The sequence below is a fragment of the Ralstonia sp. PBBBR1 genome, from assembly GCF_002256165.1.
Taxonomy (GTDB): Bacteria; Pseudomonadota; Gammaproteobacteria; order Burkholderiales; family Burkholderiaceae; genus Ralstonia; species Ralstonia thomasii.
In genome coordinates this window covers 128,775-152,178 of sequence record NZ_NKIL01000012.1, presented here as the reverse complement: position 1 = coordinate 152,178, position 23,404 = coordinate 128,775, and the positions used below count along the sequence as shown (strand labels likewise).

Sequence of the window (23,404 nt, the reverse complement as noted above, 5' to 3'; positions counted from 1 at the left end):
CATCCCGAACAGGACCGTGAAACGACTCCGCGCCGATGATAGTGCGGATTCCCGTGTGAAAGTAGGTCATCGCCAGGCTCTCCCCTCAACACCCCAGCTCTTACACAGAGCTGGGGTGTTTGCTTTTGGAGGCTCGGTTCGCGACTGGCTTGCTGAACGAGGTTCCTCTATTCGCCGCAAACGCACGCCAATAAAAAGTGGTTTATAAGACGCTTTATTGGTCGGAATCGTGTCAATTTGGGTGGCGGTTACTTCAAAGCCCCTCCATTCCAGTGTTTTGCTATCGCCGTCTGGCAACGCTCACGCAAAACTAGCCCGCGTTGAAGGAAAGCTGTGATACTGTATATTCATACAGTATTCATCGGCTTGCTTTGGCGTTTCCATGTTTGCGTTGTCCTCGTCTCTTTTCATCGCCGAAGATGTGGCGAAATGCCATGCCCCCGCCGTGCGCGAGGTGTCTAGGTTGCGTTCGCCCGCGCCGAAAGCCTCGACGGCGCCATTGCCGGAAACGCTGCATCCCGCATTGTGGAGTGCAGGCTGTCTGGCGCGAGGCGGCGGGCGCGTTCTGACCACTGGATATGAATCACTGAATGCCGAGTTGCCCGGTGGTGGCTGGCCCCTCGGCGGATTGACCGAACTGCTGTGTCCACAATCCGGTATTGGTGAATGCCGGTTGCTGCGCCCGACGTTGTCTACGCTGTGCACGGGCGCAGGGCGCATCGCGCTGATTGCTCCACCGCATCTGCCGAATGCAGTGAGGCTGGTGGGCTGGGATTTCTCTCCTGAACAAATCGTATGGGTGCGGGCTGATAAGCCCGCTGACCTTCTGTGGGCAGCCGAGCAGGTTCTACGCAGCAAGGCTTTCGGCGGAGTACTGGTCTGGCTGAACCGGGCACGCCCAGGAGAGCTTCGCAGGCTGCAAGTGTTGGCCCAGGCGGGAGAGAGCGCCATCTGGTTGTTCCGGCCGGCCCAGGCGCAGCGTGAGTCGTCGCCGGCGGTGCTGCGGCTGGGGCTGGAGCCGGCTGGCGCCGATGTGCTGTCCATCCTCTTCCACAAGCGGCGCGGGCCGTTGCGTGAATCTCCATTGCTGCTGCCGTTGGCGGATCCGCTTCGGGCCGGTCGCGCTTCTGTGCGTCCGTTGCCTGTGCCGCCCGTCGAGCCGTTCATCATGGATCCGGCCACGGCGCAATTGCTGGCGGCGCTTTCGTCTCCTTCGTCTTCTGTTGCGTTCGATGCTTTGTCGGACGTTCCCGATCAAAACACTCCCGATCATGCCGTTCTGGATCGCGGTGCATCTGCCCCGTCTCCCACTCGACGCGCTTCGACCCCGGTGGTCTGATCCGGCCGCGCTGCCTTTGCCGGTGGTGGTGTTGGAGCAGGAGCGCGTGGTGTCGGCCAACCGTTTGGCGATGCGCGAAGGCGTACATGCAGGCCTGCGCCGGGCGGGAGCGCAGGCATTGGTACCACACGCTATACAGCTTGACCGTGACGTGGCGGCCGAGGCACGGTTGGTGCAATCGCTGGCGCTGGCGTTGCTGGCATTCACGCCGCATGTGACGTTGGACGTGGTGGATGAGGCAACTGTTCTGTTGGAGGTGGAGGCCAGCTTGCGCCTGTTCGGTGGGCATCGCGCGCTGTGTCGGGCGGTGAGGTATTGCGCGTTTCGGTTGGGTGCCATGCCGCAGCTTGGCACCGGGCCGACGGCGCGCGGTGCGGCATGGCTTGCCAGTGCACAGCCGGCGCCGATACGTGGCCGGCGTCGCACAGCAGCCCGTCAGGGGCGCGTGCGGAGGGCGGTGCGGCAGGAGCGGTTGTCGACGTTGCTTGATCAATTGCCGGTCGATGCGGTGGCGCGTCTTACACGGCCTGATTGGCTTGAGGGCCTCGGCTGCCGCACGCTGTCCGATTTGCGCGAGTTACCGCGTAGCGGATTGCGGCGGCGCTGCGGGCCGTTGCTGATGGATACGCTCGACGCGGCTTATGGCAACGGGCACGAGAGCTTCACGTGGTTCACCGCGCCGTTGTGCTTTGATGTGCCGTTGGAATTGTCAGGTCGCATCGATAACGCGGAAGGTGTGCTGGCAGCCTCGGAGCAATTGTTGTTGCAGCTGGTCGGCTGGCTGTCGGCGCTTCAATTGGGCGCCAAGACATATCGACTCACGCTGGAGCACGAACGCCGGCGCGGCCGGAGCAGTGAGGATGCCGCTTCGTCCACGCCGGTGGAGATCGCGCTGGCACAGCCGGTTCGCACGCTGGCGCACTTGTCGCGGGTGCTGCATGAGCGCGTGCATCGGCTCACGCTGATCGCACCAGTGGTCGAACTACGCCTGACGGTGACCGACGCTACGCCGCTCGCGCCGCCCACGGAGTCGCTGTTTCCCGAGCCAGGTGGTCGCGCTGAAGATGCTGCACGCCTGATCGACACGCTGATCGCCAGGCTGGGCGCTGAGAACGTGCGTCACCCGCAGCCGTGTGCTGATCATCGCCCCGAGCGCGCCAACCATTGGGTCGAGGTGAATGCCGCGACTACCGCGCAGAGCCGTGCCGCGGCGCGTCAGGCATTGGCGCAATGGCACGCGCAACAGCCGGAGCGGCCGCTGTGGCTGCTGGGGAAGCCGATCCCGCTGCTGACACGTCAGCATTATCCGTATTACCGAGGGCGGTTACGGCTGGTGTCGATGCCCGAGCGCATCGAATCCGGCTGGTGGGATGACGACCTCATCAAGCGCGATTACTTCATCGCCGAAGGAGAAAAAGGCGAGCGTTACTGGGTATATCGCGAGCGCGTTTCCGCAAGCAAGGTCAATGCGGGAGATGAGGACGCTCGCTGGTATCTGCACGGCTTGTTCGGTTAAGCACGTCATGACTTCGGCCACGCCACCCCTCGTTCTGCCCGACTATGCAGAGTTGCATTGCATCAGCAACTTCACGTTCCTGACTGGCGCGTCGCACCCGAGCGAGCTGGTGGAGCGCGCCAAACTTTACGGTTATCAAGCGCTGGCGCTGACTGACGAATGCTCTGTAGCAGGCACCGCGCGGGCGCTTGTGGCTTCGAAGGAGCACGAACTGAAGCTCATCATCGGCAGTCGCTTCACGGTGCGCAATGCCGATGGCGAACCCTGGCTGCGGCTGGTGCTGCTGGCGCAGAACATCGAGGGTTACGGCAACCTGAGCGAAATCATCACGCACGCGCGGTTGGCCGCACCCAAGGGCGAATACCGCTTGCTAGCTGACGATTTGGCCTCGCCCCAAGGCGAACTCGCGCACCTGCGCGGCGCGCCCGATTGCCTGGCGATTCTGCTGCCTGATTACGATCCTGACCCGCAGCAACTGTTGGCTCAGGCGTGGTGGTGCCAACGCGTGTTCGGGGATCGGCTATCGATTGCGCTGGAGTTGCCGCTGCGGCACGCGGATGACCGCCATCGCGGTACGGTCTTGGCGGTGTCGGAACAGATCGATGTGCCCATGGTCGCGACCGGCGGTGTTCAGATGCACACGCGCCAACGCAAACCGCTGCACGACGTGCTGACCGCCATCCGTCTATCCAAGCCGCTTTCCGAGTGCGGTTTGGAACTTGCGCCCAGCGCTGAACAAGCAATGCGCACGCGCATGCAGTTCGCGTTCCTCTATCAAGGCGAGGGTGGCGAGAAGATCCTGCGTCGCACGGTGGAGCTGGCCGCGTTGTGCAATTTTTCTCTCGACGAAATCGAATACGAATATCCGAGCGAAGTCGTGCCGGAAGGCATGACGCCGGCGGAATACCTGCGCGCCGAAACGTTCGCTGGCGCCGCGCGACGCTATCCGAATGGTGTGTCGGAGAAGGTGCATGCGCAGATTGAGGAGGAACTCGGACTGATTGCCGAGCTGGGGTACGAGCCGTTTTTCCTGACCGTCTATGACGTGGTGAAGTTCGCGCGCAACGAAGGGATTCTCTGCCAGGGGCGAGGTTCGGCGGCCAACTCGGCGGTGTGCTATTGCCTGGGGATTACCGAGGTGAACCCGGATAGCGGCAACACGCTGTTCGCACGCTTTCTTTCGCGTGCGCGCAATGAGCCGCCCGACATCGACGTCGATTTCGAGCATCAGCGTCGCGAAGAGGTCATCCAGTACATCTACAAAAAATACGGTGTGACACGTACAGCGCTGGCAGCAGCGCTCATCACTTACCGCACGCGTAGCGCACTGCGTGATGTCGGTCGCGCGCTCGGCATCGATCTGGGGATCATCGAGCAGGTAGCCAAGGGGCAGGCGTGGTGGGATAGCCGTAAGGAATTTGCGCAGCGCGCAGGCCAGCAAGGTCTGGATCCGGAATCACCGTTGGTGCTGCGCTGGGCGCAACTGGTGGATCAGTTGCGTGGTTTTCCGCGCCATCTGTCGCAGCACGTGGGCGGGTTCGTGATTGCGCAGGGCAAGCTTTCGCGCCTGGTGCCGATCGAGAACGCCGCGATGGAAAACCGCCGCGTCATCCAGTGGGATAAAGACGATCTCGAATCGCTGCGCCTGCTGAAGGTGGACGTACTGGCGCTGGGCATGCTGACGGCCATTCGCCGCACGTTGGACATGGTCGATGCGTTGCCCGGGCGGCGCGAGCACTACGGCGCGACGGCCAAGCTCGCCATGCAGAACCTGCCCGATGACGATACCGAAACCTACGACATGATCTGCCGCGCCGAGACCATCGGCGTGTTCCAGATCGAATCGCGTGCGCAGCAATCGATGCTGCCGCGTCTGCGTCCGCGCGAGTATTACGACTTGGTGATCCAGGTGGCCATCGTACGGCCGGGGCCGATCCAGGGCGGCATGGTCCACCCGTATCTGCAGCGGCGCGAGGCAAAGCGCAATGGCAACACCGATTGCGTGACCTACCCCGGCCCCGAGGTGAAAGCCGTGCTCGAACGCACGCTGGGTGTGCCGATCTTCCAGGAGCAGGTGATGGAGATCGCCATGAAGGCCGGCGATTTCACTGCGGATGATGCTGACCGCCTGCGCCGCGACATGGCCGCCTGGAAGCGCAAGGGGAATCTCACGCAGCATCAGGAGCGCCTGGTGCATGCGATGGTCGTCAAGAGGCGCTACGACCCTGCTTTTGTCGAAGCGCTGTGCAAACAGATGGAAGGTTTTGCCGAATACGGCTTCCCCGAAAGCCACGCGGCAGGCTTTGCCAAGCTGGCTTACGTCAGCAGCTTCCTGAAATGCCATGAGCCGGCGGCGTTTTTTGCGGCGTTGCTCAACAGTCAGCCGATGGGGTTCTATTCACCGTCGCAACTGGTGCAGGAGGCGCGGCGCAGCCATGTGCGTGTGCTGCCCGCGGACGTGACGGCCAGCGTATGGGACAGTACGCTGCATCCCCGCGCCGATGGCGAGACCGGTGAAGATGGCCTAGTGCAACCCGATATCCGGCTCGGGTTGAATCGCATTCGGGGCATGCGCAAGCCGGCTGCCGAGCGTATCGAAGCGGCTCGCGCCCAAGCGCCATTTACGAGTGTGGAGGATCTCGCCCATCGCGCCGCGCTCGACCGTCACGACTTGAACGTGCTGGCCGCCGCCAATGCGCTGAAGTCGCTGGCCGGCCACCGTCGTCAGGCGCTATGGCAAACGCTCGCACTGCAGGAGCCCGGCCACGATCACGCGCTGCTGCGCCAGGCTCGTCCGGTGGAAGCGCCGCTGGAACTGCCTGCACCGCCCATAGGCGAAGAGGTGATGGCGGATTACGGCAGCCTGGGATTGTCGTTGCAGAGCCATCCGGTAGAGCTGCTGCGCGCACGGCTCGAGCGCATGCGTTTCGCCACCGCCGCCACGCTGGCCGGCTATCGCAACGGGCAACTGGCGCGCGCTTGCGGCATTGTCACGGTGCGGCAACGGCCCGGCACGGCCAACGGCACGATCTTCGTTTCCATTGAAGACGAAACAGGCGCCATCAACGTCGTCCTCTGGCCGCACTTGATCGAGCGTCAGCGACGCGAAGTGCTGAACGCCCAGTTGCTGGGCGTCTACGGCAAATGGCAATGTGAGCGCGAGACCCGACACCTTGTCGCCCAGCATCTGGTAGATCTGACCCCACTTCTGGGGCGCCTCGCCACTTCCAGCCGCGATTTCCACTAATTCCTGTCCTGCCGTCAACTGACCGCCGCGTCACCTCCGGCACGGCAATTGCGTGACGAGAGGCACGCGCGCTCGCCCCACCGTGACGCAGGAGGCTCAGGCGGTTCTCTCCCGCCGGGCACCATCCGATCGGTGGTTAGGGCAAGCGCGGATCGACGAAACGTCATGCGGATGCAAGGATTTGCGCTTGAGGCGTCACAAATTTGGTCTGCCAAGCGAAGAAAACGGCATCTGTGAGGGAACTGACCCGCAAGGCGCCTTGTCACCATAAACAGGTTGATGAGATGCGCTTTCATCACGCGTCGATATTGGGTGCAGTCGAAATTACGTCTACTCTGTAGAAAACACATCACGGAGGCCGCCCCCCAAAACATGTGCAGCGGCGTGCATACAGGTCAGCCGCCGCCGTTGCCGTGCTGTGTATGACCGCGGACGAAGGTGCAGCCACCCGACCCGCATATTTTCAGCCCATCGTTCGGGTCCAGACCCGGCGGTGTTTCCCATCTCAGGTGCAGGAGCGAACAGATGGAACAGCCTTTCAAGCAGTTACACAGTCTGCGCAAGTCGCGCAAGCTCAAACAGGAAGATGTCGCCAAGATGGCTGGTATCTCTCGCGAAGCGTATTTGCGCGCGGAATCCGGTCGTGCCGATCCCCGCCTGTCGACGCTGATGGCCGTGGCCGGCGCGCTGGGGCTGGAGGTCGTTCTGGCGCCGCGAGAAGCCGTTGCCGAGATCGAGCGCGTGATTGCCAATCACCCGACGCAGCCAACGCAAGCGGGCGGCGGGGCAGAAGCAGGCCACGAGCGCTCGGAGCAAGGCTCAATGGGCGGCACGGGCGGTGGTCATGGCCTGGCGGGCCAATACCGCGGGCCGGAGCGCCATCCGCAGTCGGCCTATCATCCGGGTGCCTCGCATAGCCAAGCCGGCCAGCAAGGCGCACCGCATGCTGGCAGCAGTGCAGAAGATCGCTCGCGCATGACGTCTTCGGACCGCCCAGGCGCTGGCGGCTCGTCGGGCGGCTCGGATCGTCCGGGCGGTTCGGGTTCGCGCGAGTCGTAAGCGGATCCTTCTGGCACAGGCCGGGCACGCAAGCGCCCGGCTTGCGATTGAGCGCAGGAGGCAGTCGCACTACAATCGGCCGCGCAAACCGCGCCCGGTTGATTTGCGCGCGTTTGCGCCAACGTTTCCTTTTTCTTTCATATGAACGGCGATCCGCCACGCAACCAGATGGCGAAAGCCGTGCTGCAACACCCGCCGTTCTGGCTCCACCTCAAACAAGACGTTTTCTTCTGGTCGCTGCTGGCCATTTGCGGCGCGCTGACCTTTGTGGAGCCCCAGCGCATTGTTGAATATCCGGCGCTGATTGACTGGCACACCATTGCCGCATTGGCCGGCTTGCTCATCCTGACCAAGGCGGTTGAGGCCAGCGGCATGCTGCAGCTGCTCGGCCGGCGCCTCGTCGAAGTGGTCAGCAGCCAGCGTGTACTGGCACTCAGCCTGGTAGCGGCTTCGGCGGCGCTGTCCACCGTATTGACCAACGACGTGGCGTTGTTCGTCATCGTGCCGCTCACCGTCGGTTTGCGGCAGGTCGCCAGCTTGCCGGTGGCGCGGCTGGTGATATTCGAGGCGCTGGCGGTCAACGCGGGTTCTGCACTCACGCCGATCGGCAATCCGCAGAACCTTTTCCTGTGGCATCAATCGGGGCTGTCGTTTGGCGCATTTGTCTGGCAGATGGCGCCGATGGTCGTACTCCTGATGGCGTTGCTGCTGGTGGTGACGTGGCTGGCATTTGCCTCGCACGAAGTCCATCTGCATGCCGAAACTGCCGACGTGGAATTACACAAGCGCCTGCTGGTGCCGGCGCTCGCGCTGTACGTGCCGTTTCTGGTGCTGACCGATCTTGGCCACCCGCTGGTGGCGGCAGCCGGGTTGATCGTGCTGTATCTGATCGGTGCGCGCTATGTGCTGGCGCGGGTGGACTGGGGCCTGCTGCTCGTGTTCATGCTGATGTTCATTGACCTGCGGCTGGTGGCGCAGCTTGGCGTTGTGCGGCAGGCGCTGGATGCGCTGGCGTTGAGCAATCCAATGCATCTGTACTGGGCCGGCATTGGCGTGTCGCAGATCATCAGCAACGTGCCGGCGGCGATCCTGCTGGCCGAGTATTCGCATGACTGGCCGATGATCGCCTTTGCGGTAAGCGTGGGCGGATTCGGTACGCTCATCGGGTCGTTGGCCAACCTGATTGCGTTGCGCATGCTGGGCGACCGCCGTGCGTGGTGGGTGTTTCACGCGTATTCGATGCCGTTTCTCCTGGCTGCGGGGGGCATCGTGTACGCGTGGCTGATGTGGCTGCGTTAGGCGGGCACGGCATCCCAATCGGGCGCACAGGCCGGTTGTACGTAGCGCAACGTCTTCGCAACGCGGCAATAGCGGCACGGTCCGCGTCATACAGGCGCAGACGCAATGCATCGAGGCCAGACGAGCGGTTTGCGTTGTACGCGCTGTATCCGTCGCGTCGCTACCTGCCGGTGAAGGTGCATGCGTTTATCGATTTCTGCGTAGAAAACCTGCCTGCGGGCTAGCGCACACAGCACTGCGGCCGCACTCGGCGGCCGCAGCGGATGAAGCAAAAAAACGTCAGACCTTCTTGGCTGCCATCACGGCTTCCGACACGTTGCGCGGTGCTTCAGCGTAGTGCTTGAACTCCATCGTGTACGTCGCACGGCCCTGGCTGAGCGAACGCAGGTTGGTGGAGTAGCCGAACATCTCGGCCAGCGGCACCTCGGCATGCACGACCTTGCCGCCACCGCCCGGAATGTCTTCCGTGCCTTGCACCATGCCGCGCCGCGATGACAGATCGCCGATCACGTTGCCCATGTAGTCTTCGGGCGTTTCCACTTCCACGGCCATCATCGGTTCGAGCAGGATGGGGCCGGCCTTGCGCATGGCCTCTTTGAAGGCCATCGAGCCGGCCATGCGGAACGCGTTTTCGTTCGAATCCACGTCGTGGTACGAGCCGAAGGTCAGGCGCACCTTGACGTCCACCACCGGGTAACCCGCGAGCACGCCCGTGTTGAGCGTGTCACGGATGCCCTTGTCCACCGCCGGGATGAACTCGCGCGGGATCACGCCGCCCTTGATCTCGTCGACGAACTCGTAGCCCTTGCCCTCGTTGGGCTCCAGCGTGATGACCGCATGGCCATACTGACCGCGTCCGCCGGATTGCTTGACGAACTTGCCTTCGACGTCTTCAGCAGCCTTCTTGATGGTTTCGCGGTAGGCCACCTGCGGCTTGCCGACGGTGGCTTCCACGCCAAACTCGCGCTTCATGCGGTCGACCAGGATTTCCAGGTGCAGCTCGCCCATGCCTGAAATGATGGTCTGGCCGGATTCCTCGTCGGTCTTCACTCGGAACGACGGGTCTTCTTGCGCCAGGCGGTTCAGGGCGATGCCCATCTTTTCCTGGTCGGCCTTGGTCTTGGGCTCCACGGCCTGGCTGATGACGGGCTCCGGAAATTCCATGCGCTCCAGCACGATGACGTGCTCCGGATCGCACAGCGTTTCACCGGTCGTCACGTCTTTCAGGCCCACCGCGGCGGCGATGTCACCTGCCAGCACTTCCTTGATCTCTTCGCGCTGGTTGGCGTGCATCTGCAGGATCCGGCCCAGGCGCTCACGCTTGCCCTTGACCGAGTTGTAGACCGTGTCGCCCGAGTTGATCTTGCCCGAATACACGCGGAAGAACGCGAGCTGGCCGACGAACGGGTCGGTCATGATCTTGAAGGCCAGGGCGGCGAAGGGCTCGCTGTCGCTCGGGTGGCGCTCCAGCGGCTCGTCTTTCTCGCCGTGGCCTTCGATGGCGGGAATGTCCACTGGCGAGGGCAGGTAGTCGACCACCGCGTCGAGCATCGCCTGCACGCCCTTGTTCTTGAAGGCGGAGCCGCACAGCATCGGCTGGATTTCGCCGGCGATGGTGCGTTTGCGCAGGGCGCGCTTGATCTCTTCCTCGGTCAGCTCTTCTCCGCCGAGGTATTTGTTGAGCAGTTCTTCATCCGCCTCTGCGGCGGCTTCGACCATCTTTTCGCGCCATTCCTGCGCGATGGGCAGCAGCGCCGGGTCGATGTCGGTGTACTCGAACTTCACGCCCTGCGAGGCATCGTCCCACAGGATCTCTTTCATCTTGACGAGGTCGACCACCCCGCGAAAGCCGTCTTCCGCGCCAACGGGAATCTGGATCGGCACCGGGTTGCCCTTCAGGCGCTCGCGCATCTGGCGCTCAACGCGGAAGAAGTCCGCGCCGATGCGGTCCATCTTGTTGACGAACGCGATGCGCGGCACCTTGTATTTGTTGGCCTGGCGCCAGACGGTTTCTGACTGCGGCTGCACGCCGCCCACCGAGTCGTAGACCATGCAGGCGCCATCCAGCACGCGCATGGAGCGTTCCACTTCGATGGTGAAATCGACGTGGCCCGGGGTGTCGATGATGTTGATGCGGTGCTCGGGGTAGTTGCCGGCCATGCCGCGCCACATGCAGTGCGTGGCCGCCGACGTGATGGTGATGCCGCGCTCTTGCTCCTGCTCCATCCAGTCCATCGTGGCCGCGCCGTCATGCACCTCGCCTATCTTGTGATTGACCCCGGTGTAGAACAGGATGCGCTCGGTCGTGGTGGTTTTGCCGGCGTCGATGTGCGCCGAGATGCCGATGTTGCGATAGCGCTCGATGGGGGTCTGGCGGGGCATGATGTTTCTCTTCCGTTGAAGGACACTCGCATCGCCAACTCCGCACCATGCGAAGGGCGAATGTGCGAGTGGGAACACATTATAGGATCGGTCCTAACGCATCGCATGTTAGGGGTATTGGCCGGGATTTCATCCCCTTCCCACCTCGTATGCAAGCCGATGCAGGCCCGCAAAGTCCAGCAGTTCGATTTCTCCGTAAGCCAGCCTGAGGATGCCGTGCGCTTCGAATTCCTTCAAAACCTGATTCACGGTCTGCCGGGACAGTGACAGCAATTGCGCAAGCTGCTCCTGTGGCACGTGCAGCACACGCCGCGTGCCCAGGCGCAGGTCGCCGTAGCCGTCCGCCATCAGTAGCAGGCGCCGCGCCACACGCACGGGGGCGGGCAGGAGGGCGGTCTCTTCCAGCACGATGAATGTCAGGCGCAGCTTGTGAGTCAGCAGCAGGGCAAACGCATGCAGCAGCGCGGGCGAGCCATCCAGCAAGGCGATCAGCGCCGCCTGCGGCATATGCAGCAATGTCGTATGGCCGTCGGCGCGGGCGTCATGCGTGCGGGGCTGGCGGTCGAACACGCCGATCTCGCCAAACCAGTTGACGGGTTCCAGTACAGCCAGCAGCGCTTCGCGCCCGTCTGCGCTGGTGGCGCCGATGCGGATCGTGCCTTCCACCACGCAGTAGAGGCCGTCGGGCGCGTCGCCACGCTGGAAGAGGATCTCCCCAGCGCCCAAGCGGCGCACTGCCGCGATGTCGATCAATGCGTCTTGCAAGGTTGCCCCGAGCGTGCCGAACCAGCTGCTGGCGTGCAGGCGTTCGCGGTACGAGCGGGCGTCCAGCGTGCCGGGTGTGGCGACGGGGTGGTCCATGGGGGCGGCTGAAGAGCGCTTCGGAAACGTCGAATGTGTCGGCTACGCGACAGAGCGGCGTGCCATCCACTGACTAGGATGAAACGATCATAACGAGCGTGCGGCTGGAGCGTCCATGCTGCAAGCGCACAAAAACCGGAGACCTTCATGCGCACCCTGTCTGACCATCTTTCCAACTACGCCGCTTACCACCAGGACGGCCGCAATATCGCCACGCACTTTGTCGGCATTCCGGCGATTGTGCTGGCGGTTGCGGTGTTGCTGTCGCGGCCCGTGCTGGCAGACCTGTCTGGCGTGGCCGTAACACCGGCACTGCTCGTGCTGGCGCTGACGACGCTGTTCTACCTGCGTTTGGACGCGATGTTCGGCGTGGTGATGTTTGCGCTGATTGCCGTGTGCGTGTGGGCGGGCAACCACGTGGCCGCACATTCGACGGCGGCCTGGTTGTCAGTGGGCATCGGCCTGTTCGTGATCGGCTGGATCATCCAGTTTGTCGGCCACTACTACGAAGGACGTAAGCCGGCGTTCGTCGACGATCTGGCGGGCCTGGTGATTGGGCCGCTGTTCCTGGTGGCCGAGACAGCGTTTGCCCTGGGTTTGCGCGCGAAGCTGCGTGACGAGGTGGTCAGCCGCTCGCACGCCATGCGCGCCGCGATGGCGGTCAAGCACGCCACCGCCTGAGCTGCCAGCCCCAGGCTATTTCTAATTTCTATTCGGACTTCGCGGCCGGTTGAAAAACCGGTGCGCGATTCTGCATGCCGGCCAGCACCGCCTCGCGCTGATTGTCCGTGCCGATCAGCCGGTCCTGCTCGACCGACTCGGCCAGCAGAATGGCAGGGGTGTCGCCGTCTTCCACAACGCGCATCAAGCGCTTGCCGGCGCGGATGGCGTCGGGGCTCTTATGCGCAATGTCGCGCGCCGCCGCCAGTGCCGCCGCGCGCGGATCGTCCACAACGTGCGTCGCCAGCCCCAGGGCGAACGCTTCTTCGCCGTTGACGACACGACCGCTGTAGATCAGCTCGCGCAGCCGATCCGCGCGGACCAGGCCACGCGTGAGCGCCATGCCGCCCATGTCGGGCACCAGACCCCATTTGATTTCCATGATCGACAGGCGCGTGTCGGCCGCTACGTAGCGCACGTCGGCGCCCAGCGCGATCTGCAGGCCGCCGCCGTAAGCGACACCATGCACTGCAGCCAGCACAGGCACCGGCAGATCACGCCATACCGTGCAGGCGTACTGCGGCAGATTGGCTGCCCCATGCGTGCGCTTGGCAAGACGGCCGGCGCTGATGTCCGAACCCGCATCGTTGCTGCCCAGGCTCGCCATGCTGTCCATGTCCAGCCCCGCACAGAAGGCGCGCCCCTCTCCGGACAGCACTACGGCGCGCAGATCGGCCTCGTTCATCAGGCGTTTACCAACGGTCACGAGCGCTTCGAACATGGCCGGGTCGATGGCGTTCATTTTCTCGGGGCGGTTGAGCCGGACTTCAGCCACGCCGGCGTCGATGCTGAGCAGGATGCGGTCAGTCATGAAGAGGTGTTCTGAGCGAGAGAGGCGAATCAATCGAGAGCGATGACCAATGCATCGCGCTTGTCCTTCACCTGCGCCCAGTGCGCATGATCGGGCAGCGGCGGTTGCACCTTGGTCAGACGGGGCCAGTCGGTGCGGCGCGAGAGCTGTGCATTCAGTGCGATGAAGTCCTGCTGATCGGCCGGCACTTCGGCAGCCGGGTAGATCGCGCCCACCGGGCACTCAGGCACGCAGATCGAGCAATCGATGCATTCATCCGGATCGATCACCAGGAAATTGGGACCGGCGTGGAAGCAGTCCATGGGGCAGACGGCGACGCAGTCGGTGTATTTGCATTGGATGCAGGAGTCGGTGACTACATATGGCATTGCGGGCGAGGGTCGGGACCGGTTGGGAACTCGCCCGCAATTATGCGGCATCGGATCCAACGAGGGCGGTTTGCCCGTTTAACTCTTATATAAGATATAAGACATTTGACCGTCTGGGGTATTGCGATTAGAATCGCGCCCAAGCGGCGCCCGGAACACCTTCGGGTACCCGAAAAGATTCCCCTGTAACGTCATCTCAGCAGGTCTTCCATGCTTGAAAACTATCGCGCTCACGTGGCCGCTCGCGCCGCGCTCGGTATTCCCCCGTTGCCGCTGACGGCTCAACAGACCGCCGAACTGGTCGAACTGCTGACCAATCCGCCCGCTGGCGAAGAGCAGACCCTGGTCGACCTGATCACCCATCGCGTGCCCGCAGGCGTGGACGAAGCCGCCCGGGTGAAGGCCGGCTTCCTGGCCGCCGTAGCCAAGGGCGAGACCGCCTGCGCGCTGATTTCGCGTGCCCGCGCCACTGAGCTGCTCGGCACGATGCTCGGCGGCTACAACATCCAGCCGCTGATCGAGCTGCTGGCTGACGCCGAAGTGGGCGCTACCGCCGCAGAAGCGCTGAAGAAGACGCTGCTGATGTTCGACCAGTTCCACGATGTGAAGGAACTCGCCGACAAGGGCAACGCCAACGCGCGCGCCGTGCTGCAAAGCTGGGCCGACGCCGAATGGTTTACGAGTCGTCCGGAAGTGCCGGAAAGCCTGACCATCACCGTGTTCAAGGTGACGGGCGAAACCAACACCGATGACCTGTCGCCGGCACCGGACGCCACCACCCGCCCGGACATCCCGATGCACGCACTGGCGATGCTGAAGAACGCACGCCCCGGCATCACGCCGGAAGAAGACGGCAAGCGCGGCCCGGTCAAGTTCATCGAATCGCTGAAGGAAAAGGGTCATCTCGTCGCCTATGTGGGCGACGTGGTCGGCACCGGCTCCTCGCGCAAGTCGGCCACCAACTCGGTGCTGTGGTTCACGGGTGAAGACATTCCGTTCGTCCCGAACAAGCGCTTCGGCGGCGTGTGCCTGGGCGGCAAGATTGCCCCGATCTTCTACAACACGATGGAAGATGCCGGCGCGCTGCCGATCGAACTCGACGTGTCGCAAATGAACATGGGCGACGTGGTCGAACTGCGCCCGTACGAAGGCAAGGCACTGAAGGACGGCAAGGTCATCGCCGAATTCCAGGTCAAGTCCGACGTGCTGTTCGACGAAGTGCGCGCCGGCGGCCGCATTCCGCTGATCATCGGCCGCGGCCTGACCGCCAAGGCGCGTGAAGCGCTGGGCCTCGCTCCGTCGACGCTGTTCCGCCTGCCGCACCAGCCGGCCAACAGCGGCAAGGGCTTCTCGCTGGCACAGAAGATGGTCGGCCGCGCGTGCGGCCTGCCGGAAGGCCAGGGCGTGCGCCCGGGCACGTACTGCGAACCGAAGATGACCTCGGTCGGCTCGCAGGACACCACCGGCCCGATGACCCGCGACGAACTGAAGGACCTCGCGTGCCTGGGCTTCTCGGCCGACCTGGTGATGCAGTCGTTCTGCCACACCGCCGCGTATCCGAAGCCGGTGGACGTGAAGACGCACCAGACGCTGCCGAACTTCATCAGCACGCGTGGCGGCATCGCTCTGCGCCCGGGCGACGGCGTGATCCACTCGTGGCTGAACCGCATGCTGCTGCCCGACACCGTCGGCACCGGCGGCGACTCGCACACGCGCTTCCCGATCGGCATCAGCTTCCCGGCGGGTTCGGGCCTGGTCGCCTTCGCGGCCGCCACCGGCACGATGCCGCTGGACATGCCGGAATCGGTGCTTGTCCGCTTCAAGGGGAAGATGCAGCCGGGCGTCACGCTGCGTGATCTGGTCAACGCGATTCCGCTGTACGCGATCAAGCAGGGCATGCTGACGGTCGCCAAGCAAGGCAAGAAGAACATCTTCTCGGGCCGCATCCTCGAAATCGAAGGCCTGCCTGACCTGAAGGTCGAGCAAGCGTTCGAGCTGTCGGATGCATCGGCTGAGCGTTCGGCCGCAGGTTGCACGGTGCACCTGAACAAGGAGCCGATCATCGAATACCTGAACAGCAACATCACGCTGCTCAAGTGGATGATCGCGCAAGGCTACCAGGATGCCCGCAGCCTGCAGCGCCGCATCAAGGCGATGGAAGCTTGGCTGGCGGATCCGCAACTGCTGCAACCGGATGCCGATGCCGAATACGCCGCCGTCATCGAGATTGACCTGGCCGACATCCACGAGCCGATCGTGGCCTGCCCGAACGACCCGGATGACGTGAAGACGCTGTCGGACGTGGCCGGCGCGAAGATCGACGAAGTGTTCATCGGCTCGTGCATGACCAACATCGGTCACTTCCGTGCCGCGTCGAAGCTGCTCGAAGGCAAGCGCGACATTCCGGTCAAGCTGTGGGTGGCCCCGCCGACCAAGATGGACCAGAAGCAGCTGACCGAAGAAGGTCACTACGGTGTGTTCGGCACGGCTGGTGCGCGTACCGAAATGCCGGGCTGCTCGCTGTGCATGGGTAACCAGGCACAGGTGCGCGAAGGTGCAACGGTCATGTCGACGTCGACCCGTAACTTCCCGAACCGTTTGGGCAAGAACACGAACGTGTACCTTGGCTCGGCGGAACTGGCGGCGATCTGCTCACGCCTGGGCAAGATCCCGACCAAGGACGAGTACATGGCCGACATGGGCGTGCTCACCGCGAACGGCGACAAGATCTACCAGTACATGAACTTCGACCAGATCGAAGACTTCAAGGAAGTGGCCGACACCGTGCAGATGTAAATGCGTTGTCGCAGCCGCGTCGGGTTGTTCCTGGCGCGCTGATGTATGACGTGAAAAAGGCGCCGGGGGGTTGAATGCCCGCGGCGCCTTTTTTTTGATGCTTCGCTGGATTCCGCCGCTGGACGGAACCCGAAAGGGAGCGGGCTCCCTGAACCGCGTGGTGTCAGTGGATGATGATCGACACTGTGGAATACGCCGGCACCGTGATCGTCTCGCTGTACGTGCCGGCCTTCGTGCCGCGCGCCACCGGGAACTGACCGAAGCCTTGCAGCGTGGCCGGCACGGACGTCGGCATGGAGCGCTGGCTGCTATAGCTGGGGCCGTTCAGCGCCGGGATCGAGAAGCCGCTGTCCGAGCGAGCCGGATACGCGAAGCCCGACGGGCTGCCCGGTACCGGAAGCAGCGCGACCGCCGTGCCCCAGCGGCCCGTTGCATCGCCCAGGCCTGCGCCGCCGCCGGCCTGGATGGCGTTGTTCAGTACCGCAGTCGAATCCGTCGACGAGAAGTTCTGCAGCAGATTCGCGTAGTACGCAATGCCGTATTGGCGCAGCAGGAAGCCGCCCAGGCTGCCCGAAATCGGATACCCGGGGCACGACGACGACAGCGACGGATCGAACGCCGTGAGCGAGCAGTCGTAAGCGCTTTGTAGCCAGGCCGGGAAGCGGCTGTCGCGCACGTTGTTGAAGCTCGGGTCGATCTGGCTGGAGAGCACGTCTTCCATCGTCATCGCCGTCATTTCTTCCAGCCACGTGCCGTACATGTACTGCGAGCCGTGCAGCACGCCGCGCTGATAGAAGTTGGCCATGTGCGTGAATTCATGGCCGAGCGTCGAGATGACGGTGTTCAGACCGTCGGTGCCGCCCAGGTAGATGGTTTCCGAATCCACATAGAGCGACAGCGACTGGTTGGACAGCGGCTGCGAGCTGGTGGTGAAGTTGTTGCGCGCCCAGAAATAGCCGACGCGGCCGTAGGCCTGGCCGTCCGGCTGGATGTTCAGCACCACGATGTCGAGCGCCTGGTTCGGGTCGATCAGGCTGGCGGAGCTGGAGTAGCTGCCCCACGGCTGGCCGACCAGCGAAGTGGCCAGCGTATAGACCGACTGCGTGCCCGAAGCAAACTTGGTGATGAGCGTATTGACGATGCCGTCGCTGATCTTGCTGGAGCCGTATTCGGTGTTTTCCACCCACAGGTTGACGATGCGGCCGTCGGTGGCCGTGGCTTGCTGGCGCAGCGTGGCCGTGCGCACGGTGGCGGTGCCGTCCGGCTGCTGGTGGTTCCACGTGCGCTGTGTGCCGACGCTGGTCACCGACTGCGGGCGCAGCACCGTATCGTTGGAGGCGCCTTGCGTCTTGAGCGGGCCGGCGCCGGTGGCATAGCCGTCCAGCGCATGGATGTTGAAATCGGAAAGCTGCCGGTCGAACGCCGCGTTGGCGTCATTGCCTGCCGCGTCGGCGGCAGTCTTGGGGACCGGCGTGCCGGTGGCGTTCAGCAGCCCCAGGCCCGAGAGCGAGACGGACGGCATCGGCTGCGCCGCCGCACTCTGGTTGGTGTAGACGAGCGTCACGCTTTGGCCCGTGAGCCCCGCGATCGACACCGGAACCGTGCCGGCCGATCCGCCCGTATTGGTCGCTTGCCACACGCCCACGCCGGAGCCGGCGTAGGTATTGCCCAGCGCGCCGCAGTTTGCCCCGCTGCATGCCGATGCCACGGTGATATTGGCGGACGAGCTTTGCGTGGCCGCCGGGGTGGCCCCCGAACTGCCGCCACCGCCGCCTCCGCCACATGCGGCCAGGGCGCCCACTGCTGCCACCATCATCACGATGGTCCATTGCTTTTTGCCGCGTACGTTGTTGCTGCTGCGTTTCATCCACTTCTCTCCAAATCCGCAAATACCGAAAGCCTGCGCGAGCGCGGCTCGTGACCGCCCAGACGCAACACGCGGACGGATTCTCAAGGTGAAGTGGCGGATTCGATCCGTGGAAATGATGGCTTCACAGCCCTCAATTCCCCCCGATGTGGGGGTGCGCAAAGTTTGCGTTGGCGAAAAGGTTGAAAAAGTCGTAGCTGCGGGATGTAGAAGCAGAAAACGGAGGAGGGCGCCCGAAGCCACTTTGGCGGCCGGGGCATCCGCTAGAATGGGCCGCCCGCTTCCTCATAGCGCTGCAAACGCGCTCAATACGTCACTCGCCGATGCTCGTCGCGCAGCTCAAATCGTTCTTCATGGTCGCCCGCCTGGGCAGCATCACGCTGGCAGCCAAGCAACTGGGCCTGTCGCAGCCGACCGTCACTTCGCAGATCCGCGCCCTGGAGGAGGCTTATGGCGTGGAGCTGTTCTACCGGGGCGGGCGCCGGCTGACCCTGTCGGATGCCGGTGTGCGGCTGATGCCGCTGGTGGACCAGCTCGTGCGCCAGGAAACCGAGATCGACTTCTTTCTGCGCAACTCCGGTGACATGGGCTCGGGCCACCTGCGCATCGGCGCGACGGCGCCGTATTACGTGCTCGACATCGTGGATCGCTTCTGCAAAAGCCATCCCGGCATCGACGTGAGCATCGAAGCCGGCAATTCGGTGCAGATGCTCGAAGCGCTGCAGGAGTACCGCGTTGACGTGGCGTCGTCGTCGCAGCGCGTGGACGACGCGCGCTTTCTGCGCATTGAACTGGCACGCGATCCGCTGGTGCTGGTGGTGCATCGCAACCACGCGCTGGCCGACCGGACGAGCGTGCCTGTGAGCGTGCTGTCGCAATGCCGGCTGCTGGTGCGCGAAGTTGGATCGACCACCCGCGCCATGACCGAAACGATGATGGCCCAGGCAGGCGTCACGCCGGCTTCCACGGTGGAGATCGGCAGCCGGGAATCCATCCGCGAGGCCATCACGCGCAACCTGGGCGTGAGCGTTATCGCCCGCCAGGAAGTGCCGAGCCACGCGGATCTGCGTGTGCTGCCGTTCGAAGGCGGCGCGCCGGAGCTGAGCGAATACTTGTACTGCCTGCAGGATCGGCGCGAGGCGCGGTTGATTGCGGCCTTCCTGAGCGAAGTCCGGCCGGTTTCTTCATAGACCGGACCAAAATCCGGGAATGCGCGCATTGGCGTTTTTGGGGTAACTGCCACAAGGGGTACATGTCGGCTGGCTACAGTGGCGACCGTTTTTGCCACTGTCTGCGCCCCCGTGCCCCTCCCTCAGCCTGCTACCAACCCGACCTCGGGTTCTGCCACGCCGTTCCTGTCCGTGCGGCAAATCTCGCGCCGCTTTGGCGCGTTCACGGCCCTCGACGGTGTGTCGCTGGATGTGGCGCAGGGGGAATTCGTCTGCCTGCTGGGCCCCTCGGGCTGCGGCAAGACGACCCTGCTGCGCATCATTGCGGGGCTGGAGGCGCACGACGGCGGCCAGATCGTCGCCGGCGGCCGCGATATCTCCAACCTGCCGCCACGCGAGCGTGACTACGGCATCGTCTTCCAGTCGTACGCGCTGTTCCCCAACCTGACGGTTGCGCAGAACGTTGGTTACGGGCTGGACACCAGCAACGGCAACCGTGCGCGCATGCAGGCGCGCGTCTCGGAGATGCTTGCCCTGGTGGGCCTGGCCGGCAGCGAGGCGAAATACCCGTCGCAGCTGTCGGGCGGTCAGCAGCAACGCGTGGCACTGGCCCGGGCGCTGGCGCCCGCACCGTCCTTGTTGCTGCTGGATGAGCCGATGTCGGCGCTGGATGCCCAGGTGCGCGAACACCTGCGCATCGAGCTGCGCCGCCTGCAGCGCAAGCTGAACGTGACCACGCTGATGGTCACGCACGACCAGGACGAGGCCATGGCGATGGCCGATCGCATCGCCGTCATGTCGAACGGCCGCATTGAGCAGACCGGCTCGCCGACGGAGATCTATTCGCGCCCGGCCACCGCGTTTGTCGCAGGCTTTGTCGGCCAGGCCAACTGGCTGCCGCTGGAGCGCGCGGAAGACGGCACGCCCACGCTGGCCGGCCAACCGCTGCTGCTGGATCCGGCTTTCGCAGACAGTGCCTCGGCTCCAGGCCGGCTGTTCTGCCGCCCCGAGGCCGTCACGCTGCACCCCGACGACGACGCCCCCAACCGCCATCTCGCCCGCGTGGTCGACCAGATCTACCTTGGCAGCCGCACGCGCGTGACGCTGTCGATCGATGGCCTGACCGACGCACCGCTGGTGGCCGAAGTGGCATCGAGCGCGCTGCAAGCCGGCCGCAACGGCCTGGGCGACAGCAAGCTCTGGATCGCGCTGGAGCGCGACGGCCTGCGCGTGTATGCCTGAGGCGGCGATGTCGATGCTGCCGCCCGAGACCAACGTGGTTACGGCCACGCAATCCGAACCGGTTCGCGCTGCGGGCCGGCCTTTCTGGCGTACCGATACGCCGGTGCTGACGGGCATGAAGCTCGGCTGGCTGCTGTTGCTGACCATCGGCTTGCTGCTGCCCACGGCGATGATGCTCTTGCAGGCCACGGGCCTCGTTGCCAGCGCCCGCAGCACAGACGAGCATGGCCTCGCGCTGGTTGCCCACGTGGTGCAGGGGCCGAATTTCCTGGCCATGGTGGGGCGTACGCTGGCCGTATCCAGCGCCGTGGCTGCCATTGTGGTGCCGCTGGCGTTTGCCCTGGCGTATGCGGTGCAGCGCACGCGCATGCCGTTGCGCGGCACGCTGCGCACGCTGGCGATGCTGCCGCTGTTTGCGCCGTCGCTGCTGCCGGGCATTGCGCTGGTCTACCTGTTCGGCAACCAGGGCCTGTTCAAGGCATGGATGAACGGCAGCAACATCTACGGCTTCTGGGGCATCGTGCTGGGCGAGGTGTTTTATACCTTTCCGTATGCGTTGATGCTGCTGCTGGCGACGCTCACGCTGGCGGACGGCCGGCTGTATGACGCCGCCCGAGCCATGGGCGCAAGCCCGTGGCGCACGTTCCGCACGGTCACGCTGCCCGGCGCGCGCTACGGGTTGTTTGGCGCCTTTGCGCTGGTCTTCACGCTGGTCGCGACCGACTTTGGCGTGCCGACCGTGGTGGGCGGCAGCTACCAGGTGTTGGCTGTGGAAGCCTACAAGGCCGTGGTGGGACAGCAGCAGTTTGCGCGCGGTGCCGTGATCGGCCTGATGTTGCTGCTGCCGGCGCTGCTGACCTTTGCGGTAGAGCGCCTCGTGCAGCGTCGCCAGCACGCCGCGCTGGCCAGCCGCGCGCAGCCATATCATCCGCAGCCTGATCGTCTGCGTGACGGACTTTTCCTCTTGCTGAGCGTGCTGGTGGTCGGCGGAATTCTGCTGATGCTTGCCACCGCCGTCGGGGCATCGCTGGTGAAGCTCTGGCCGTACAACCTCGAACTGTCGCTGCGCAACTACGACTTCGACAATATGGACGGCGGCGGCTGGCTCGCGTATCGCAACAGCCTGAAGCTGGCCGCGCTGACCACGGTCTTTGGCACCGCACTGATCTTCACCGGCGCTTGGCTGGTCGAAAAGACGCGCGCCGCAGGATGGTTGCAATCCGGGTTGCATTCGGCCATCCGCTTTGCGGTGCTGCTGCCGATGGCGGTGCCCGGCCTCGTGCTCGGTCTGGGCTACGTGTTCTTCTTCAACCATCCGGCCAATCCGCTCAACGGCCTGTATGGCGGCATGGCGCTGATGGTGCTCTGCACGATCATGCACTGCGCCACGGCGGCACACCTTACGTCGGTGGCGTCGCTGGGGCAACTCGATCCGGTGTTCGAGGCGGTGTCGGCCTCGCTCAAGGTGTCGGCGCTGCGCACGTACTGGCGTGTGACGCTGCCGATGTGCCTGCCGGCCGTGCTGTCGTGCGCGCGTTATCTGTTCGTGTCGGCCATGACCACTGTGTCGGCGGTGATCTTCCTCTACAGCCCGGACACCGTCCTCGCCTCCGTGGCCGTGCTGAACATGGACGACGCCGGCGACATCGGCCCTGCGGCGGCGATGTCCACGCTCATTCTGGTCACGTCGATCGTCGTATCGCTGCTGCTGGAGCTGGCCATGCGCGGCATCGTGCGCCGCACGCAGGCTTGGCGCACGGCGGCGCATTGAATTCGTAGTCTGTAACAGCAATAAAGCAGAAAGGAAGCAAGCACATGGGTGATTCCTCCCCAATCACGACGCGCCAGGCAGGCGCAGACCGCCTCAACCCCGGCGGCACGCCGTTGCGCCTGGAAGCCGCCGTGCTCGACTGGGCCGGCACCGTGGTCGACTTTGGCTCGTTTGCGCCCACGCAGATCTTCGTGGAAGCGTTTGCGGAATTTGGCGTCGCCATCACGCTGGACGAAGCGCGCGGCCCGATGGGCCTGGGCAAGTGGGACCACATCCGCACGCTGTGCAACGACGGCGCCATCGCCGCGCGTTTCTCGCTGGCACATGGCCGCATGCCGACCGATGACGATGTCACGGCCATCTACAACCGCTTCATGCCGTTGCAGATCGAAAAGGTGGGTGCGCATTCCGCCATGATTCCGGGCGCGCTGGACACCGTCGCCGCGCTGCGCGAAGCGGGTTTGAAGATCGGTACGTGCTCCGGTTACCCGCGCGTGGTGATGGACCGCGTGACCGATCTGGCTGCCAAGGCCGGCTACACGCCCGACTGCGTGATCGCTTGCGACGAAGTGCCCCGCGCCCGCCCGTGGCCTGCCCAGGCCCTGCGTTGCGTGGTCGATCTTGCGATTGGCGATGTGGCCGCCTGCGTGAAGGTCGACGACACCGTGCCCGGCATCGAAGAGGGCCGCCGCGCCGGCATGTGGACCGTTGCGCTGCTGATGTCGGGCAACGCGCTTGGCCTGCCGTACGAGCAGTACACCGCGCTTTCTGCGGACGAGCGTGCGCGCCATCGCGTTGCCATCTCGGCCGGCTTTGCCGCCTGCCGCCCGCATTACGAGATCGACACGATTGCCGATCTGCCCGAAGTCGTGGCCGATATCAACCGCCGCCTCGCGCGCGGTGAACGCCCGCAGTGCATCTGAGTTTGTTGTCCTGTTTGTTGTCTTGTCCCCTGCA

16 protein-coding genes are annotated in these 23,404 nt (G+C 64.2%); 11 read left to right on the top strand and 5 right to left on the bottom strand.

The window, feature by feature from the left end:
* The first annotated feature begins 382 nt into the window (after nucleotides 1-382).
* From imuA to CFE42_RS20280, 5 genes are all read left to right on the top strand, one after another.
* Nucleotides 383-1,339, top strand: a complete 957-nt coding sequence (gene imuA, locus CFE42_RS20300) for a translesion DNA synthesis-associated protein ImuA (RefSeq protein ID WP_037044664.1) — start codon at nucleotides 383-385, stop codon at nucleotides 1,337-1,339.
* Nucleotides 1,272-2,855 carry a DNA polymerase Y family protein gene (locus CFE42_RS20295; protein ID WP_037044667.1) on the top strand — a complete coding sequence of 528 codons (1,584 nt, stop codon included), beginning with the start codon at nucleotides 1,272-1,274 and terminating at the stop codon, nucleotides 2,853-2,855. Before imuA ends, CFE42_RS20295 begins: the two co-directional genes overlap by 68 nt.
* 7 nt (nucleotides 2,856-2,862) lie before the next feature.
* Nucleotides 2,863-6,102, top strand: coding sequence for an error-prone DNA polymerase (locus CFE42_RS20290; protein WP_004633892.1), 3,240 nt, complete (start codon nucleotides 2,863-2,865; stop codon nucleotides 6,100-6,102).
* Between the two features lie 525 nt (nucleotides 6,103-6,627).
* Nucleotides 6,628-7,161, top strand: coding sequence for a helix-turn-helix transcriptional regulator (locus CFE42_RS20285; RefSeq protein ID WP_004633895.1), 534 nt, complete (start codon nucleotides 6,628-6,630; stop codon nucleotides 7,159-7,161).
* A 141-nt stretch (nucleotides 7,162-7,302) separates the two neighbouring features.
* Complete coding sequence (locus CFE42_RS20280; RefSeq protein ID WP_004633897.1) at nucleotides 7,303-8,460, top strand: SLC13 family permease; 1,158 nt, start codon at nucleotides 7,303-7,305, stop codon at nucleotides 8,458-8,460.
* 279 nt (nucleotides 8,461-8,739) lie between these two features.
* Here the strand turns inward: CFE42_RS20280 and fusA are convergent, their stop codons facing one another.
* Together fusA and CFE42_RS20270 are read right to left on the bottom strand one after the other, a co-directional pair.
* Complete coding sequence (gene fusA, locus CFE42_RS20275; RefSeq protein WP_004633899.1) at nucleotides 8,740-10,842, bottom strand: elongation factor G; 2,103 nt, start codon at nucleotides 10,840-10,842, stop codon at nucleotides 8,740-8,742.
* Between the two features lie 129 nt (nucleotides 10,843-10,971).
* Nucleotides 10,972-11,703, bottom strand: coding sequence for a Crp/Fnr family transcriptional regulator (locus CFE42_RS20270; RefSeq protein WP_004633901.1), 732 nt, complete (start codon nucleotides 11,701-11,703; stop codon nucleotides 10,972-10,974).
* 147 nt (nucleotides 11,704-11,850) lie between these two features.
* Here CFE42_RS20270 and CFE42_RS20265 point away from each other — a divergent pair, with 147 nt between their 5' ends.
* Complete coding sequence (locus tag CFE42_RS20265) at nucleotides 11,851-12,384, top strand: Mpo1-like protein (protein WP_004633903.1); 534 nt, start codon at nucleotides 11,851-11,853, stop codon at nucleotides 12,382-12,384.
* Nucleotides 12,385-12,412: 28 nt separating this feature from the next.
* Here CFE42_RS20265 and CFE42_RS20260 read toward each other — a convergent pair whose 3' ends face one another.
* Nucleotides 12,413-13,234, bottom strand: coding sequence for a crotonase/enoyl-CoA hydratase family protein (locus tag CFE42_RS20260; protein ID WP_004633904.1), 822 nt, complete (start codon nucleotides 13,232-13,234; stop codon nucleotides 12,413-12,415).
* A gap of 29 nt (nucleotides 13,235-13,263) precedes the next feature.
* Entirely contained in the window at nucleotides 13,264-13,602 is a 339-nt protein-coding gene (fdxA, locus tag CFE42_RS20255; protein WP_004633906.1) for a ferredoxin FdxA, read from the bottom strand.
* 210 nt (nucleotides 13,603-13,812) lie between these two features.
* Here fdxA and acnB point away from each other — a divergent pair, with 210 nt between their 5' ends.
* Nucleotides 13,813-16,398 (top strand): bifunctional aconitate hydratase 2/2-methylisocitrate dehydratase, encoded by a 2,586-nt coding sequence (gene acnB, locus CFE42_RS20250; protein WP_004633909.1) that lies wholly within the window; start codon nucleotides 13,813-13,815, stop codon nucleotides 16,396-16,398.
* A gap of 163 nt (nucleotides 16,399-16,561) precedes the next feature.
* Here the strand turns inward: acnB and CFE42_RS20245 are convergent, their stop codons facing one another.
* Nucleotides 16,562-18,265 (bottom strand): hypothetical protein, encoded by a 1,704-nt coding sequence (locus tag CFE42_RS20245; protein ID WP_004633911.1) that lies wholly within the window; start codon nucleotides 18,263-18,265, stop codon nucleotides 16,562-16,564.
* Nucleotides 18,266-18,588: 323 nt separating this feature from the next.
* On the opposite strand from CFE42_RS20245, the gene CFE42_RS20240 reads away from it, so the two are divergent.
* The 4 genes from CFE42_RS20240 to phnX all read left to right on the top strand — a co-directional run bounded on the left by CFE42_RS20240 (nucleotide 18,589) and on the right by phnX (nucleotide 23,370).
* Nucleotides 18,589-19,455 carry a LysR family transcriptional regulator gene (locus CFE42_RS20240; RefSeq protein ID WP_004633912.1) on the top strand — a complete coding sequence of 289 codons (867 nt, stop codon included), beginning with the start codon at nucleotides 18,589-18,591 and terminating at the stop codon, nucleotides 19,453-19,455.
* A gap of 78 nt (nucleotides 19,456-19,533) precedes the next feature.
* Nucleotides 19,534-20,676, top strand: a complete 1,143-nt coding sequence (locus CFE42_RS20235) for a putative 2-aminoethylphosphonate ABC transporter ATP-binding protein (protein WP_004633915.1) — start codon at nucleotides 19,534-19,536, stop codon at nucleotides 20,674-20,676.
* A gap of 7 nt (nucleotides 20,677-20,683) precedes the next feature.
* Nucleotides 20,684-22,447, top strand: coding sequence for a putative 2-aminoethylphosphonate ABC transporter permease subunit (locus CFE42_RS20230; RefSeq protein WP_004633916.1), 1,764 nt, complete (start codon nucleotides 20,684-20,686; stop codon nucleotides 22,445-22,447).
* Between the two features lie 44 nt (nucleotides 22,448-22,491).
* Nucleotides 22,492-23,370 carry a phosphonoacetaldehyde hydrolase gene (phnX, locus tag CFE42_RS20225; protein WP_004633919.1) on the top strand — a complete coding sequence of 293 codons (879 nt, stop codon included), beginning with the start codon at nucleotides 22,492-22,494 and terminating at the stop codon, nucleotides 23,368-23,370.
* Nucleotides 23,371-23,404 lie beyond the last annotated feature (34 nt).